The 15,469-nt window shown below is 71.4% G+C and carries 13 protein-coding genes; 6 read left to right on the top strand and 7 right to left on the bottom strand.

Annotation, left to right across the window (positions count from 1 at the left end; genetic code table 11):
• The first annotated feature begins 1 nt into the window (after position 1).
• From ACE101_RS00300 to ACE101_RS00275, 6 genes are all read left to right on the top strand, one after another.
• Positions 2-1,066, top strand: coding sequence for a glycosyltransferase (locus ACE101_RS00300; RefSeq protein ID WP_379125534.1), 1,065 nt, complete (start codon positions 2-4; stop codon positions 1,064-1,066).
• Positions 1,014-2,135: a GNAT family N-acetyltransferase gene (locus ACE101_RS00295; RefSeq protein ID WP_379125533.1), complete on the top strand. Its 1,122-nt coding sequence runs from the start codon at positions 1,014-1,016 to the stop codon at positions 2,133-2,135. Before ACE101_RS00300 ends, ACE101_RS00295 begins: the two co-directional genes overlap by 53 nt.
• Complete coding sequence (locus ACE101_RS00290) at positions 2,126-3,004, top strand: class I SAM-dependent methyltransferase (RefSeq protein WP_379125532.1); 879 nt, start codon at positions 2,126-2,128, stop codon at positions 3,002-3,004. The genes ACE101_RS00295 and ACE101_RS00290 overlap by 10 nt, the downstream gene beginning before the upstream one ends.
• A gap of 90 nt (positions 3,005-3,094) precedes the next feature.
• Entirely contained in the window at positions 3,095-3,469 is a 375-nt protein-coding gene (gene crcB, locus ACE101_RS00285) for a fluoride efflux transporter CrcB (protein ID WP_379125531.1), read from the top strand.
• A gap of 52 nt (positions 3,470-3,521) precedes the next feature.
• The gene (locus ACE101_RS00280; RefSeq protein WP_379125530.1) at positions 3,522-3,815 is read left to right on the top strand and encodes an Rdx family protein; all 294 of its coding nucleotides are present in this window, start codon (positions 3,522-3,524) and stop codon (positions 3,813-3,815) included.
• 6 nt (positions 3,816-3,821) lie between these two features.
• On the top strand, positions 3,822-6,344 hold the full coding sequence (locus ACE101_RS00275) for a sensor histidine kinase (RefSeq protein ID WP_379125529.1): 2,523 nt from the start codon (positions 3,822-3,824) through the stop codon (positions 6,342-6,344).
• Here ACE101_RS00275 and ACE101_RS00270 read toward each other — a convergent pair.
• From ACE101_RS00270 to ACE101_RS00240, 7 genes are all read right to left on the bottom strand, one after another.
• Complete coding sequence (locus tag ACE101_RS00270) at positions 6,300-6,737, bottom strand: acyl-CoA thioesterase (RefSeq protein WP_379125527.1); 438 nt, start codon at positions 6,735-6,737, stop codon at positions 6,300-6,302. The two genes, ACE101_RS00275 and ACE101_RS00270, sit on opposite strands and share 45 nt — an antisense overlap.
• A gap of 22 nt (positions 6,738-6,759) precedes the next feature.
• Positions 6,760-7,005: a hypothetical protein gene (locus ACE101_RS00265; RefSeq protein ID WP_379125526.1), complete on the bottom strand. Its 246-nt coding sequence runs from the start codon at positions 7,003-7,005 to the stop codon at positions 6,760-6,762.
• 11 nt (positions 7,006-7,016) lie between these two features.
• The gene (locus ACE101_RS00260) at positions 7,017-8,120 is read right to left on the bottom strand and encodes a chymotrypsin family serine protease (RefSeq protein WP_379125525.1); all 1,104 of its coding nucleotides are present in this window, start codon (positions 8,118-8,120) and stop codon (positions 7,017-7,019) included.
• A gap of 352 nt (positions 8,121-8,472) precedes the next feature.
• Positions 8,473-9,297, bottom strand: a complete 825-nt coding sequence (locus ACE101_RS00255; protein ID WP_379125523.1) for an aldo/keto reductase — start codon at positions 9,295-9,297, stop codon at positions 8,473-8,475.
• Positions 9,298-9,495: 198 nt separating this feature from the next.
• Positions 9,496-10,713 (bottom strand): ABC transporter substrate-binding protein, encoded by a 1,218-nt coding sequence (locus tag ACE101_RS00250; protein ID WP_379125522.1) that lies wholly within the window; start codon positions 10,711-10,713, stop codon positions 9,496-9,498.
• 172 nt (positions 10,714-10,885) lie between these two features.
• A complete protein-coding gene (locus ACE101_RS00245) occupies positions 10,886-14,029 on the bottom strand; it encodes an efflux RND transporter permease subunit (protein WP_379125521.1) in 3,144 nt (1,047 codons plus the stop codon).
• A gap of 1 nt (position 14,030) precedes the next feature.
• On the bottom strand, positions 14,031-15,296 hold the full coding sequence (locus ACE101_RS00240) for an efflux RND transporter periplasmic adaptor subunit (protein WP_379125520.1): 1,266 nt from the start codon (positions 15,294-15,296) through the stop codon (positions 14,031-14,033).
• Positions 15,297-15,469 lie beyond the last annotated feature (173 nt).

Raw genomic sequence — 15,469 nt, 5'->3', positions numbered from 1 at the left:
CATGCTCACGATCCTCCACGTCGCCTATCCGCTCGCCCCGGTGGGGCCGGACGCGGCGGGCGGCGCGGAGCAGGTGCTGACCGCCCTCGATGAGGCCCTCGTGGCGGCGGGGCACCGCTCCCTCGTGCTCGCCTGCGCGGGCTCGCGGGTCGCGGGCGAGCTGATCGCGGTGCCGCGCGCGGCGGCCGTGCTCGACGAGGGGGCGATCCGCGCGGCGCGGGAGCGCCACGCCGCCGCCGTCGCGGCGGCCCTGCGGGCGCATCCGGAGATCGACGTCGTTCACATGCACGGCATCGATTTCCAGACCTACCTGCCGCCGCCGGGACCGCCGGTCCTCGCGACCTTGCACGCGCCCTTCTCCTGGTACGATCCGGTGGCCCTCCGGCCGGAGCGGCCGCGCACCTTCCTCCACTGCGTCTCCGCCCACCAGCACGCGGGCGCGCCGCCGGGCCTCGCTCTCCTCGATCCGATCCCCAACGGCGTGCCGGTCGAGGCCCTGCGCGGCGGGGGAGCGCGCGGGGACTTCGCCCTCTTCCTCGGCCGGATCGCGCCCGAGAAGGGCGTCGATCTCGCGCTCGAGGCGGCCCACCGTGCCGGCTGCGCCCTGGCGGTGGCGGGCGAACTCTTTCCCTATCCGGCCCATCGGGACTTCTTCGCCGCGGCGGTGGCGCCCCGCCTCGACCGGCGCCGCCGCTATCTCGGCCCGGCGGGGTTCCGCCGCAAGCGCCGCCTGCTCAACGCCGCGCGCTGCCTGCTCCTGCCCGCGCGCCTGCCCGAGACGAGTTCGCTGGTCGCCCGCGAGGCCATGGCCTGCGGCACGCCGGTGATCGCCTATCCGGCCGGGGCCCTGGCCGAGGTGGTGGAGCCGGGCCGCACCGGGTTCCTGGTCGAGACGCCCGGGGCCATGGCCGCGGCGATCCGCGAGGCCGGCCGGATCGATTCCGAGACCTGCCGCCGGATCGCGGCGGCGCGCTTCGGCCTGCGGCCCATGATCGAGGGATATCTTGCGACCTATGAGCAGCTCATCCGCGGCCGCGGGCGGCCGTCCCATCCCCAGGCGGCCTGACGCGGGGCCCGCCTGCACGGTCCGCGTGCTGCGGGAGGCGGAGGATCTCGACCGCATCGAGCCGGCTTGGTGGGACCTGTTCGGGCGCTGTCCCGCCGCCACGCCGTTCCAGTCCCCGGCCTGGCTGATCCCGTGGTGGCGGCACTTCCGGCCCGGGCGGCTGCTCACCCTCGCGGTCCAGGCGGGCGACCGGCTCGCGGGGCTGCTCCCGGCCTATGTCGAGGACGGCCCGCAGGGGCGCCGCCTGCTCCTCCTCGGCATCGGCCCGAGCGACCATCTCGACCTGCTCCTCGACCCGGCCGGGGAGGGGGCGGCCGCGGCCCTGTCCGCCGGCCTCGCGGCGGAGCGGGCGGCCTTCGACGTCGTCGCCTTCGAGGATCTGGCGCCCGGGGCCGCCGCGTGGCGCCTGCCGGTGCCGGCGGGCGCGCGGGAGGTCGTGGCGGATCGGGCGGCCTGCCCGGTGCTGGCGCTGCCGCGGGAGGCCGGCAGGGCGCTTCCCGCCGAAGTGGATCCCGGTTCGGCGAAAGGAAGCGCGTCAGGTCGCGGCCCTCGCCTCGCGGATCTGTGTTCCCCGGCCAAGCGGCGCAAGATCGCGCTCGCCCGCAACCGGTCCGAGCGCCGCGGCGGGTTCGAGACCTTCTCCCGCGCCGATCCGGCCGGAGCCTCGGCCCTGTTCGAGGACCTCGTCGCCCTCCACGCCGCCCGCTGGGAGAGCCGCGGCGCGGCGGGCGTCCTCGCCGACGGGACGGTGCGGGACTTCCACCGCGCCGCGGTGCCGCGGCTCGCGGCGGCGGGCCTCGTGCGCTTCCACGCGGTGCGGCTCGCGGGCACCGCCGCCGCGGTGCTCTACGCCCTGCGGGGCCGTGGCGGGGTCTATGCCTATCTCAGCGGCTTCGATCCGGCCTTCGGCTTCGAGAGCCCCGGCGTGACGGTGATCGCCGCCGCCCTCGACGCGGCCCGGGCGGAGGGGGCCCCGTCCTTCCATTTCCTGCGCGGGCGGGAGCCCTACAAGTACGAGTGGGGGGCGTCCGACGTCTGGAACCGCTGCCGGAGCCTGCAATGGGCGTGAGCGACGACTGGCTCGCCCGGCTGGCCTCCGGGGAGGCGCCGGCTCCCGTCGCGCTGATGCACCTCGCCGCCGGGGCCGGGAGCCGGGACGCCGTGGAGGCCCTCCTCGCCGGCCGCCTCGCCGCTGCGGCCGAGCCCGAGCGCGGGCGGCTCGCCGCGGCGCTGATCCTGTGGCGGGCGAATCCGCAGGCCTGGGAGACCGTGCGCACGGTCCTCGGCGGCATCGATCACGGGCCCTCCGCCGCGGGCGAGGCCGATGCGGTGGCGCGCTTGGCCGCGGCCTTCGACCGGGCGGCGCGGGCCGCGCCGGAGGGCAGCGTCGCCCTCTACGCCCTCGGCGATCCCGACCTCCTGCGCGCGGCCACCGGGGAGATCGTCGCGCGGCTCGATGCCTGGGGCCTGCTCGGGCCCGGGGTGCGGGTGATCGATCTCGGCTGCGGCATCGGCCGCGTCGCCGCGGCCCTGGCGCCCCGGGTCGGGCCGGTGCTCGGCCTCGACATCGCCCCGGCGATGATCGCGGCGGCGCGCGTGCGCTGCGCGGCGCATGCGAACGTCGCCCTGCATCTCGGCAGCGGGCGCGACCTCGCTCCCGCGGCGAGCGGGAGCGCCGACCTCGTCCTCGCGGTCGATGCCTTCCCCTACCTCGTCCAGGCCGGGCTGGCGGAGGCGCATCTGCGCGAGGCGGCCCGCGTGCTCGTCCCCGGCGGCGATCTCGTCATCCTCAACTTCTCCTACCGGGGCGACCTCGCCCGGGACCGCGCGGATGCGGGCCGCCTCGCGGCGGCGCACGGCTTCACGGTCCTGCGGGACGGCACATCGGATTTCACGCTCTGGGACGGGCGCAGCTTCCATCTCCGGCGGCGGACCTGATCCCGTCCACGGCATTGTGTGCCGCCGGGGCTTCACGGCGGCCTTCCGCGCCGGGATGGTGCGCCCGGCACAGGAGACGACGGATACGCGATGCTGAACACGGTGGTGGTCTTCCTCGGCGCCGGGTTCGGCGGCGCGCTCCGGCACGGGATCAACCTCGCCGCCGCCCGGCTCGGCGGGGCCTTCCCGGCCGGCACCATGATCATCAACATCTCGGGATCCCTCGCGATGGGGATCCTGACCGGCTGGTTCGCCGTGCGGGGCGGCGTGCCGCAGGGATGGCGCCTCTTCCTCACCACGGGGATCCTCGGCGGCTTCACCACCTTCTCGACCTTCTCCCTCGAGGCCTTCCTGCTGATCGAGCGCGGCGCGCTCGCCGCGGCGGCGCTCTACGTGATCGGCTCGGTGACGGCGGGCATCGCCGGGGTCGCCGCGAGCATCGCCGTCATCCGGCATTTCGGCTGACGGAGGTGACGCGGTTGACAAGCCCGCCCGATCGGGCCGGAGTCGGGGTGCCATGACGGACAATCCTGCCGGGAAGCCCCGGGTCGCCATCACCTATTGCACGCAATGCGGCTGGCTCCTGCGCGCCGCCTGGATGGCGCAGGAACTCCTCTCCACCTTCAAGGGCGATCTCGGCGAGGTCGCCCTCGTCCCCGCCACGGGCGGCGCCTTCTCGATCACCTGCGGCGACGCGCTGATCTGGGAGCGGGTCCGCGACGGCGGCTTTCCGGACGTGAAGGCGCTCAAGCAGCGCGTGCGCGACGTGGTCGAGCCGGGGCGCGATCTCGGTCATGTGGACCGGAGCTGAGGCGGCGTGGGCGTCCTCCGCCAGCGGCTGAACCGTCTGCGCGAGCGCGGCCTGTCCACGCAGGTCTACCTCGTGGCGCTCGCCATCGCGCTGATCGGGCCGGGTCTCCTGTTCACGGCGGTCCTGCTCGGCCGCTATGCCGGCCTGGAGCGGGCACGCTTCGAGCAGGATGCCCGCGAGGCGGTGCGGGGCATCGCCCTCACCATCGACCGCGACACGGCGGGCCTGATCTCGGTGCTGCAGACGCTCGCCACCTCGCCGCGGCTGCGGGGCGACGAGGTCGCGAGCTTCGAGGGCGAGGCCCGGGCGGTGAGCGAGGCCCTGCACCTGACGCTTTCCCTGCGCCGGCCGGACGGGACGCAGGTGGTCAACACCGCGCTGCCGCCCGGGGCCCCGCTGCCGCAGGGCGGCCAGCCCTACGACGCGGAGCTGCTCGCCGCCGAGCGCCCGCTGGTGACCGGGGTGCAGCCCGGTGCCCCCGGCCGGCCGCCGACCTACGCGGTCGCGGTGCCGGTGACGATCGACGGCAAGGCGGCCTTCGCGCTCAGCGTGACGGTCCCGGTCGAGCGCCTGCGCCAGATCCTGCTGCGCGACCTCGCCCCGGGCTGGACCACGGGCATCGTCGACCGCCGCGGCCTCCTGCTCGCCCGCTCGCAGGATCACGCGGACCTCGCCGGCCAGCCGATGCTGGAGGCCCTGCGCGGGCGCGAGACCGGGATGCCGGGCCTCTGGGAGGGCATGGACCGCCAGCGCCGCCCGGTGCTGTTCGTGGAGACGCAGACCCGCATCACCGGCTGGACGGCGGCGGCCAGCATCCCGAAGGCGATGGTCGAGGCCTCGGTGCGGCGCTGGGTGCTGGCCTTCATGGGCTTCGGCCTGCTCGCTCTCGCCGTCTCCTCCGTGCTCGCCGTGCGGCTGTGGTCGCGGGTGGCCGAACCCCTGCGCCAGCTCGCGGCGGCGGGCGACGCCCTGGCGCATGGCCAGCCGGTGCCGCGGGTCTCGACGCCGATCCGCGAGATCCGCCAGCTCGCCGACGTGCTGGCCGACGCCTCGCAGAGCCTGCGCAGCCGCATCGCCGAGCGCGACGCCGCCCTCGCCGAGCAGAGCCGCGCCCTCGTCGCCCTGCGCGAGAGCGAGGCGCGCTTCCGCCACATGGCCGATTCCGCCCCGGCCCTGATCTGGATGACCGACGAGACCGGCGAGACGACCTTCGTCAACATGCATTTCGAGTACATGTTCGGCCGCCGGGTCGGGGCGCTCGCGGGGGAGCGCTGGAAGGAGATCGTGCATCCGGAGGATGTCGCCGCCTTCGAGACGACCTTCCGCTCGGCCTTCGCGGCGCGCCGGCCGTTCCGGGCCGAGACCCGGGTCGTCGACCGCCACGGGATCGTCCGCTGGCTGCTCTGCGAGGGCGTGCCCCGCCTCGACGACCGGCAGCGCTTCCTCGGCTATACGGGCTGCAACGTCGACATCACCGAGGTGAAGCTCGCCGAGGCCGCCCTGCGCGAGAGCGAGGAGCGGCTGCGCCTCGCCCTGGCGGCGGGCCAGCTCGGCACCTGGGAGATCGACCTCGCGACCGGCCAGAACCGGCTCTCCGCCCGCTCCGTGGAGATCACCGGGCCGCCGCCGACGCGCGAGGGCTGGATCGGCACCGTGCATCCGGCGGACCGCCCGTCCCTCGACGCCGCCTTTGCGGCCCTGGTGGCGGGGGAGGGCGAGTACCGCACGGAGTTCCGGGTGCGGGGGGAGGACGGGGCCCTGCGCTGGGTCAGCGCCGAGGCCATGGTGCAGCGCGACGCCTCGGACCGGCCGCGCCGGGTCATCGGCATCCACCAGGACGTCACCGAGCGCCGCCGCTCCGAGGATCACCTGCGGCTGCTGATCCACGAGCTGAACCACCGGGTGAAGAACACGCTCGCCACCGTGCAGTCGATCGCCATGCAGAGCCTGCGGCTCCTGCACGGGCGCGAGGCGTCGAGCGCCCGCGAGGCCTTCGTGGCCCGGCTGATCGCGCTCGCCCGCGCGCACGACGTGCTCACCCGCGAGAGCTGGGAGGGGGCGGATCTCGGCGAGGTCGTGGCGGGGGCGACCGCGCCCCTCGAAGGGCCGCATGGCCGCCGGGCCCGCTTCCGCGTCGAGGGGCCGCCCCTGCGGCTGCCGCCCCGCATGGCGCTCTCGATCGCCATGGCCCTGCACGAACTCGGCACCAACGCGGTGAAGTACGGCGCCCTCTCGACCGTCGAGGGGCAGGTCTCGATCAGCTGGAGCATCGCGGAGGGCGAACTGCGCCTGAGCTGGCGCGAGAGCGGCGGCCCGCCGGTGACGGCGCCGGAGCGCACGGGGTTCGGCTCGCGGCTGATCGGCCAGAGCCTCGCGCGGGAACTCGCCGGCTCGGTGAGCCTCGACTACGCGCGGGAGGGCGTGGTCTGCACGATCCGCGCGCCCCTCGGCGAACCCGGCGGGCCGCGGGAGGAGCGCCCGATCTCACACGCGCAGCGGGCCGAGGACCGCCCGGAGCACGTCGGGTAGCGGAACCGGCCGCTGCGTCGCCCGGTCGACGTAGACGTGCACGAAATGCCCCTGCGCGACGGCCTCGTCCTCGTCCTCCCGGAACAGCCCGACCTCGTAGCGCACGCTGCTGCGCCCCTGATGCGCGACCCGGATGCCGGCGGTGACCCGGTCCGGGAAGGCGATGGAGCGGAAGTAGCGGCAGCCGGTCTCGACCACGAGGCCGATCACCGGGCTCTCCGCGATGTCGAGGGCCCCGTCCTCGATCAGCACCCGGTTCACGGCCGTGTCGAAGAAGGCGTAGTAGACCACGTTGTTCACATGGCCGTAGACGTCGTTGTCGCCCCAGCGTGTAGGGATCGGGACGAAGCGCCGGTAGGCGGCGCGGGTCTCGGGGGGAGCGCGGTCGGTCATCAAGGAGCGCGTGAACGCGGCCTCAATACGCCTTGGCGCGTCCCGTGACCCGCACCTCCACGGGATACTTTCCGTAATGGTCGGGCAGCGATTGAGCCGCCGATGAGGATGTCGCGAAGACCGTCACGGCCCAGTCGTCGCCCGCGCTGTTCACGCCGAGACCGACCGACAGATCGTCGCGTCCGGCGACGTATTGTGACGCGAACGCCTCCTTGGCCGCCTGCGCTTCCGACTTGGACGCAAGGAGTTTGGCTCTCGAGTCAACCATGGTCGCCTCCTTCACGGGTCAGTATGGATATCAAGCTGCAGCGCATCAAGGACCGGCTGGATGGGATTAGCATACGTAATCCCATATCCGTTGACGCCTCCTTTCTCGGTTCCGGCGAAGAGGAGCGCTGCCGCGGACCCGTCGTCGGTCCAAATCAGCGAGCCGCTGTCGCCGCCAAGCGAGAAGGGATGGGTGGTGCTCTCGATCGCGATTTGCCCGTCGAAGCGCGCCAGCCGCTCACCGTGGCCAAGCACCATCGCGACGACGAGGTTGTCGACGTCGATGGCCGTCACACGTCCCTGCGTATAGCCCGTGGTCCGGCCGATCTTCCGCACGGTGTCGTTCACCAGCACCTCGGCGGGGACTGCCCGGACTGGCCAGCAATTCGAATGGTCCCGCGGATCGCGAGCAACCGTGCCATCATACGCGATCCCCTTCAACATCGTGGCGAAGGCGCAATCGACGAGGTTGCGTGATTGCGGTTCGAACTGGATCGGCACGTAGTCGAACAGCGTCGCCACATGGCTCTCCTGCTTGGTCCGATGTCCGCCATCGGCCCGGCCCGGTTGGAGAACGATGTCGCCATGACTCGCCTTGTTCGTGTCAGCGAGGACGTGATTGTTCGACAGGAAGACGATCCCGCCGCCATCGTGCCGGCAGATGCAGCCAAGCGTCCCCGCCGTGACGCGGTGATGCCCGACGGACGCTCCGATCGTCAGGGGCCTGCACGCGTTGGGATGGGCCGGCTGGGAGTTCGCGTAGCGCCGCACTCGGCCGGTGTATATGATCCGGGCCTGTCCGTGAGCGGCGGCGACGGCTTCCTCAACGATCGGATGGTCTCGCAATCCGTCCTTTTGAATGAAGATGCCGAGTTGCACGTTGTTCGACTTGCGCTCCGGGCTTCCGCCGCCCAGCGCGCCCAGGGCGATGAGGTCCCGCGGGTCGCGGCTCTTCTTCTTGCGGCCTTCCACGATGGCCCGGTGCAAGCCCGTGCCCGGCATCGGGGCGAACAACGGCAGAGTGCGTCCGGCTGAAGCGGCCGTCGGGAGCGCGCGAAACTCGAAGACCTTCTCGAAAATCTCTGCCTTCACGCCTTGCACGTCGTCCCAGTTCATGTGGCGCATTCCCCGATCATGGACCGTGGCAAATTACATGGATGAACTCCGAGTAAAAGAGAATTGTTGCAAGTCTAATCATGAAATCATGTTTTCCTTGAGTGGAAAAATCGCTGTCTCGAAATCATATGCATTTTACTTGGCAAGCAGGGAGGGTGCCTTGCTTCTGCCGGTGGAGCGCGCGACTTCCGTGTCCGTGCGCCGGTCTCGGAACGGCAGGCGGACATTGCCCGGCTTGTCGCTCGCCGTCGGGGACGACGCGATTGATCTGGCTTGCTGATCAGGAGGCGGATTGATCGGCGGAGAGCGCCCGATTGGACAAGCCGGTGGGCTCCACCCGCCGATTATCGCCTCAGCCGAAGGTGTCCGGATGCGGGCCGATGCGGCCGTCCGGCGTATCGAGGCCCGCGATCGCGGCGTGATCCGCCTCGTCCAGGGAGAAGCCGAAGACGTCGGCGTTCTCGCGGATGCGGGCCGGGTTCTGCGATTTCGGGATCGCCACCTGGCCGAGGTCGAGGTGCCAGCGGAGGATGACCTGTGCGGCGGTGCGGCCGTGCTTGTCCGCGATGCCCCGGATCACCGGATCCTCCAGGGCCGCGCCCTGGCCGAGCGGGCTCCAGGCCTCCGTGACGATGCCGGCCTCGGCGTGGAAGGCCCTGAGCTCCCGCTGCTGGAAGCGGGGATGCAGCTCGATCTGGTTCACGGAGGGCGTCGAGCCGGTCTCGTCGATGACGCGCTTCAGATGGGCGACCGTGAAGTTCGACACGCCGATCGAGCGCGCGCGGCCATCCTCGCGCAGGCGCATCAGCGCCTTCCAGGTCTCCACGTAGGCGTTCCGCTGCGGCACGGGCCAGTGCACGAGGTAGAGGTCGACGTAGTCGAGGCCGAGGCGCTTGAGCGAGGCATCGAAGGCGCGCAGGGCCTCGTCGGTGCCGTGGGCGTCGTTCCACAGCTTCGTGGCGACGAAGAGCTCCTCGCGCGGGATCCCGCTCGCCGCGATGGCGCGGCCGACGCCGGCCTCGTTGCCGTAGGCCGCCGCCGTATCGATGGAGCGGTAGCCGACCTCCAGGGCGAGGCCCACGGTCTCGGGGGCATCCTCGTCGGCGAGCTTCCAGACGCCGAAGCCGAGTTGCGGAATGCGCTTCCCGTCGTTGAGCGTCAGGGTCGGCTGCGTCATGGCTCTCGGTCCTCGTGCGGGGCGGCGCAGCGATGCGCCGCTCCCGCCTGATCTGGGAGCGGCCCGCGATCTGTCGAGGCTTGATACGGTTTCCGGAAGATCACTTTCGGAAACCGGATCACGAGCCCGCGCGGCGCCTGAGCGAGGCCGGTTTCCGCATCGCGAAGCGATCATCCGGAAACCGTATGAGACGTTCCCTTACTTCACCAGCGGGCAGCCGCCCTCGCTCATCGGCCGGAAGGCCTTGTCGCCCGGCACCGTGGCGAGGAGCTTGTAGTAGTCGTAGGCGCCCTTCGATTCGGCCGGCGTCTTGACCTCGAACAGGAAGACGTCGTGCACCGCGCGCCCGTCCTGGCGGATGGTGACGGTGCCGAAGAGCGGATCCTCGATCGGCTTCTCGCGCATGGCGGCGAGCACCTTCTCGCCCTCGACGGTGGCCGCGGCGCGCACGCCGCGCAGGTAGGCCAGCGTCGCCGAGTAGACGCCCGCGTGGTTCTCGGTCGGCATGCGGCCGTTCATGCGCTCGGCGAAGCGCTTGGCGAAGGCCCGGGTCCCGTCCGTGCGGTCCCAGTAGAAGGCGCTGGTGAATTGCAGGCCCTGTGCGGCCTTGAGGCCGAGCGCGTGGATGTCCGAGAGCTGGAGGAACAGGGCGGCGACGCGCATGTCGGGCATCAGGCCGAACTCGGCCGCCTGCTTCACCGCGTTGATCATGTCGGCGCCGGTATTGGCGAGCGCCAGCACCTGCGCGCCCGAGCCCTGCGCGGCGAGGAGCGGGGAGGCGAAGTCGCCCGCGTTGAGCGGGTGCTTGGTCGCGCCCTTCACCGTGCCGCCGGCCGCCTTCAGGGCCGCGCTGGCGTCCCGCTCCAGGGCTTGGCCGAGCGCGTAGTCGACGGTGAGGAAGTACCAGGACTTGCCGCCGCGCTCGGCGATGGCGCGGGCGGTGGCCGAGCCCTGCGCCCAGGTGTCGGAGACCCATTGCACGGTGGTCGGCGCGCAGGCCTTGCCGGTGAGGTCCGAGGTGAGCGAGCTCGACGCCAGCGCGACCCGGTGGCGCTCGCGCATCAGGTTGGCGACGGCGAGCGCCACCGCCGAGTTCGGCAGGTCGACGATGGTCGAGACGCTGTCCTGGTCGAGCCACTTGCGGGCGACCGCGAGCCCGACATCGGGCTTGTTCTGGTGGTCGGCGGAGACGATCTCGACCTTGATCTCACCCGCCTCCTTGGCGAAGTCCTCGGCGGCGAGCTGGGCGGCGACCACCGAGCCGGTGCCCGCCTGATCCGCGAAGGGGCCGCTCATGTCGCTGAGCACGCCGACCTTGACCGGACCGGCCGCATCCTGCGCGAGGGCGGGGGCCGACAGGGCCAGCAGACACGCGAAGCCGGCCTCAAGGGCCTGACGCAACGGACGGAACGACATCGGGCATCTCCAAGGCGAGGACCGCGCGGACGCGGTGGCCCACCGTATGTCAGCCCTGCACCGGAGCGTCGATGGCTTTCGCGCGATGGAATTATAATTCCGGTGAACCGTGACTCTCTCCCCACCCCGGCCCTCAGGTCGGGGTGGGGAGAGGGGGTGGCTCCCGCCCGGCTCACTCGGCGGCCTGCAGCTCCCGCGGCCGGCGCGGCTGGTCCTTCGTCGCCTCCGTCTCCGGCTTGCCCCTGCGCGCGAGGAAGCTCGCCAAGTGGTCGAGGTAGACGTAGATCACCGGCGTCGTGAACAGAGTGAGCACCTGGCTCACCGCGAGGCCGCCCACCATGGCGTAGCCGAGGGGCTGGCGGATCTCCGAGCCGGTGCCGTGGCCGAACATCAGCGGGATGCCGCCGAGGAGCGCCGCCATGGTGGTCATCAGGATCGGCCGGAAGCGCAGCAGGGCAGCCCGCCGGATCGCCTCCTCGGCGGAGAGGTGCTCGGCCCTCTCCGCCGCGATGGCGAAGTCCACCATCATGATCCCGTTCTTCTTCACGATGCCGATCAGCAGGATGATGCCGATGAGCCCGATCAGGCTGAAATCGAACCCGAAGCCGAGCAGCATCGCCAGCGCCCCGACGCCCGCCGAGGGCAGGGTCGAGAGGATCGTCAACGGGTGGATGTAGCTCTCGTAGAGCACGCCGAGGATCAGGTAGACCACGATCAGGGCCGCCACGATCAGGAGCGGCACGGTGCCGAGCGATTGCTGGAAGGCCTGGGCCGTGCCCTGGAAGGCGCCGACGAGGGTCGGTGGCACCTTGAGGTCGCGGCTCGCCTGCTCGATCGCCGCGGTCGCCTGCCCCAGCGCCACGTCCGGCGCGAGGTTGAAGCTGATCGTCACCGCCGGGAACTGGCCCTGATGGCTGATCGAGAGCGGGCGCACCGGGTCGGTGCTCCACGCGGCGAAGGCGGCGAGCGGCACCTGCCCGCCGGTCGTCGGCGACTTCACGTAGATGTTGCGCAGGGTGTCGGGCGTGCCCTGCAGGGCAGGCAGGATCTCCAGGATCACGTGGTAGCTGTTGAGCTGCGTGAAGTACTGGGCGATCTGGCGCTGGCCGATCGCGTCGTAGAGGGTGTCGTCGATGAGCTGGGGCGTGATGCCGTAGCGCGAGGCGGCGTCGCGGTCGATCGTCAGGGTCAGCGTCGTGCCGCTGGTCTGCTGGTCGGTGGCGACGTCGCGCAATTCGGGCAGGGTCTTCAGCTTCTCGAGGAGCCGCGGCGACCACGCATTCAGCTCGTCGAGGTTCGGGTCCTGCAGGGTGTACTCGAACTGCGTGCGCGAGGCCCGCGCGCCCGTGCGCACGTCCTGCGACGCCTGCAGGAAGACCTTGATGCCCATGAGCTTGTCCAGCTGCGGGCGCAGCCGGCCGATGATCGCGAAGGCGTCGGCGTGGCGCTCGTCCCGGGGCTTGAGGGTGATGAACATGCGCCCGGTGTTGAGCGACTGGCCGCTGCCGCCGATCGACATGGCGATGCTCGCCACGTCCGGATCGGCGAGGATCACCCGCCCGACCTCCTCCTGGCGCTGCTTCATGGCCGCGAAGGAGATGTCCTGGCCGGCTTCCGTGATGCCCGTGAGCAGGCCCGTATCCTGCTGCGGGAAGAAGCCCTTCGGGATGATCATGAACAGGTGGACCGTGAGCGCTACGGTGCCGAGGAAGCTCACGAGCGTCAGGAAGCGGTGGCGCAGGGCGACGTCGAGGGCGCGGCCATAGGCGTTGACCATGCCCTCGAAGATGCGCTCGCTGATGCGGTAGAGGCGCCCGTGCCGCTCCTCGGAATGGGGTTTGAGGAAGCGCGAGGCCATCATCGGCGTGAGCGACAGCGACACGAAGGCCGAGACGCCGATCGCCATCGAGAGCGTGACGGCGAATTCGCGGAACAGCCGCCCGATGATGCCGCCCATCAGGAGCAGCGGGATCAGCACCGCGATGAGCGAGATCGAGATCGACACGATGGTGAAGCCGATCTCGCCCGCGCCCTTCAGGGCCGCCTCGCGGGGCTGCATCCCCTCCTCGATGTAGCGGGCGATGTTCTCCAGGACCACGATGGCGTCGTCGACCACGAAGCCGACCGAGATGGTGAGCGCCATCAGCGAGAGGTTGTCGAGGGTGTAGCCCGCCGCCCACATCAGCGCGCAGGCGCCGAGCAGCGCCAGCGGCACCGTGATGCTCGGGATCAGCGTCGCCCACAGGCTGCGCAGGAAGACGAAGATCACCGCCACGACGAGGCCGATCGTCAGGATCAGGGTGAACTGCACGTCCTCCACGGAGGCGCGGATCGTGGTGGTGCGGTCGCTCAGCACCTCCACCTTGACGCCCGCCGGCAGGGCCGCGCGCAGGCGCGGCAGCTCCGCCTTGATGCGGTCGACGGTCTCGATGACGTTGGCGCCCGGCTGCTTGAAGATGACCAGGAACACCCCGCGCTGGCCGTTGGTCCAGGCCGCCTGCTTGGCGTCCTCGGGCCCTGCCACCGCCGCGCCGATGTCGCGCACCCGCAGGGGCGCGCCGTTGCGGTAGGCGATGATGACGTCGTTCCAGTCCTTGGCCTCGGTGAGCTGGTCGTTGGCGTAGACCGTGAAGCTGCGGGTCGTGCCGTCGAAATTGCCCTTGGGGTTGTTGACCGTGGTGATGCTGAGCTGGGCGCGCACGTCCTCCAGGGACAGGTCCTTGGCGACGAGCTTGGCCGGATCGACCTGGATGCGCACGGCGGGCTTCTGCTGGCCGCCGATCAGCACCTGCGCCACCCCCGAGACCTGGCTGATGCGCTGGGCGAGCTGCACGTCGGCGGCGTCGTCCACGTCGATGAGGGGCAGCGTGTCGGAGGTCGCCGAGAGGATCAGGATCGGCGAATCGGCCGGGTTCACCTTGCGGTAGGTCGGCGGGCTCGGCAGGTTCTTCGGCAACTGGCCGCCCGCGGCGTTGATCGCCGCCTGGATGTCGTTCGCCGCCGCGTCGATGTTGCGGTTGAGGTCGAACTGCACCGAGACGCTGGAGATGCCGAGCGAACTCGTCGACGTCATCTGGCTGACGCCGGGGATCTGCGAGAACTGCCGCTCCAGGGGCTGGGCCACCGAGGAGGCCATGGTCTCCGGGCTGGCCCCGGGGAGCTGCGCCGTCACCTGGATGGTCGGGAAGTCGACCTGCGGCAGCGGCGCGACGCCGAGCAGCGGATAGGCCACCAGCCCGACGAACAGGATCCCCGCCATGATGAGCGAGGTCGCGACGGGAAAGCGGATGAAGTAGGCCGAGATGCCGCCCTTCATGTCAGGGTGCCCCCGTCGCCGCGGTCTCCGCCCGCGCCGTTTCGGTCGGGCGGCTCCCGGCCACCAGGCCGCCGTCCTGCACCCGCGACTGGCCCTCGATGATCACGCTCTGCCCGGGCGAGAGGCCCGACCGCACCAGAGTGCGGCCCCCGCCGGAGCGCCCGACCGTGATCGCCTGCTGATGGGCCTTCTGGGCCTTGTCGACCACGAAGGCGTAGAGCCCCTTGGGGCCGTGCTGCACGGCGTCGTCCGGGACCGTCACCGCCTCCTGCACCACGCCGACCCGCATCCGCGTCGAGACCGACAGGCCGGGCCAGAGGGCGTGGTCGGCATTGGCGAAGCTCGCCTTGAGGCGGATGGTGCCGGTCGCCGTGTCGACCTGATTGTTGATCACGCTCAACGCGCCGTCGGAGAGCTTGGTCAGGCCGTCGCTGGTCCAGGCCTCGACCGGAACCGGGCCGCTGCCGAACGCCTTGGCGACCGCCGGGAGTTCGCTCTCGGGGGCGGTGTAGACGACGGTGATCGGCTCGATCTGCGTGATGGTGACGATGCCGGTCTGCGTCGCGGCGTTGACGATGTTGCCGGTATCGACCTGCCGGAAGCCGGTCACGCCGTCGAGGGGCGCGCGGATGGTGGCGTAGCCGAGCTGCGTCTCGGCATTGTCGATGGCGGCTTGGTCGGCGGCGACCTGCGCGGTGAGCTGCGCCACGGTGGCGGCCTGGGTGTCGGTCTGCTGGCGCGAGGCGTAGTCGCCGAGCTTGGTGTAGCGCTCGAGATCCGCCTTGGCGTTGCGGAGATTGGCCTCGTCCTGCGTCTTCTTCGCCTTCGCTTGGTCGAAGGCTGCCTGATAGGGGCGCGGATCGACCTGCACCAGGAGGTCGCCCTTATGCACCATCTGGCCTTCCTTGAAGGCGATCCGCAGGATCTCGCCGTCGACCCGGGTGCGCACCTGCACGGTGTTGTAGGCCTGCACGGTGCCGAGGCCGCCGAGCACGACCGGGAAGGGTCCCTGCTGCACCGGGGCGAGCCGCACCGGCACCGGGGCGGGAGCCTTGGCGGTGGCGGCCGGCGGGACCGGGTGGAAGCGCTGCCACGCGAAGGCGCCGCCGCCCGCGACGAGGAGGAGGACGAGGACGACCCAGCCGCGCCGGGCCGGGCGGGTGCGGCCGGGCGTCGGGCGCGCGTGGCCCTCCTGAACGGCCGCGGGCCGGCGGGGCCCGCCCTCGGCTCTCGGGGCTATGAAAGCAGAATCCGAATCATGCCGCATCCGGACCTTCTATGCATCCGATGTTTCTGCTTTGTTGGTCGAGCTATGCACGGCGTGTCCGTCAGCTGTGCGGTCACGACTGATTGATCATCCCGCAACGCGGGTCGTTCGTCACGCGACTTCAGCAAGGGCGAATGCATCGATGAACCGGGTCGTTCCCGGAACGGGAGCGG

It is taken from the genome of Methylobacterium carpenticola, from assembly GCF_042748905.1.
Lineage (GTDB): Bacteria > Pseudomonadota > Alphaproteobacteria > Rhizobiales > Beijerinckiaceae > Methylobacterium > Methylobacterium carpenticola.
This window is presented reverse-complemented; position numbering and strand designations above follow the sequence as displayed.

Bases quoted from the DNA above. Each gene is read 5' to 3' on its own strand.
- ACE101_RS00265 (WP_379125526.1), bottom strand. From the start codon at position 7,005: ATGGTTGACTCGAGAGCCAAACTCCTTGCGTCCAAGTCGGAAGCGCAG.
- crcB (WP_379125531.1), top strand. From the start codon at position 3,095: ATGCTGAACACGGTGGTGGTCTTCCTCGGCGCCGGGTTCGGCGGCGCG.
- ACE101_RS00300 (WP_379125534.1), top strand. From the start codon at position 2: ATGCTCACGATCCTCCACGTCGCCTATCCGCTCGCCCCGGTGGGGCCG.
- ACE101_RS00290 (WP_379125532.1), top strand. From the start codon at position 2,126: ATGGGCGTGAGCGACGACTGGCTCGCCCGGCTGGCCTCCGGGGAGGCG.
- ACE101_RS00270 (WP_379125527.1), bottom strand. From the start codon at position 6,737: ATGACCGACCGCGCTCCCCCCGAGACCCGCGCCGCCTACCGGCGCTTC.
- ACE101_RS00295 (WP_379125533.1), top strand. From the start codon at position 1,014: ATGAGCAGCTCATCCGCGGCCGCGGGCGGCCGTCCCATCCCCAGGCGG.
- ACE101_RS00250 (WP_379125522.1), bottom strand. From the start codon at position 10,713: ATGTCGTTCCGTCCGTTGCGTCAGGCCCTTGAGGCCGGCTTCGCGTGT.
- ACE101_RS00245 (WP_379125521.1), bottom strand. From the start codon at position 14,029: ATGAAGGGCGGCATCTCGGCCTACTTCATCCGCTTTCCCGTCGCGACC.
- ACE101_RS00255 (WP_379125523.1), bottom strand. From the start codon at position 9,297: ATGACGCAGCCGACCCTGACGCTCAACGACGGGAAGCGCATTCCGCAA.
- ACE101_RS00260 (WP_379125525.1), bottom strand. From the start codon at position 8,120: ATGAACTGGGACGACGTGCAAGGCGTGAAGGCAGAGATTTTCGAGAAG.
- ACE101_RS00280 (WP_379125530.1), top strand. From the start codon at position 3,522: ATGACGGACAATCCTGCCGGGAAGCCCCGGGTCGCCATCACCTATTGC.
- ACE101_RS00240 (WP_379125520.1), bottom strand. From the start codon at position 15,296: ATGCGGCATGATTCGGATTCTGCTTTCATAGCCCCGAGAGCCGAGGGC.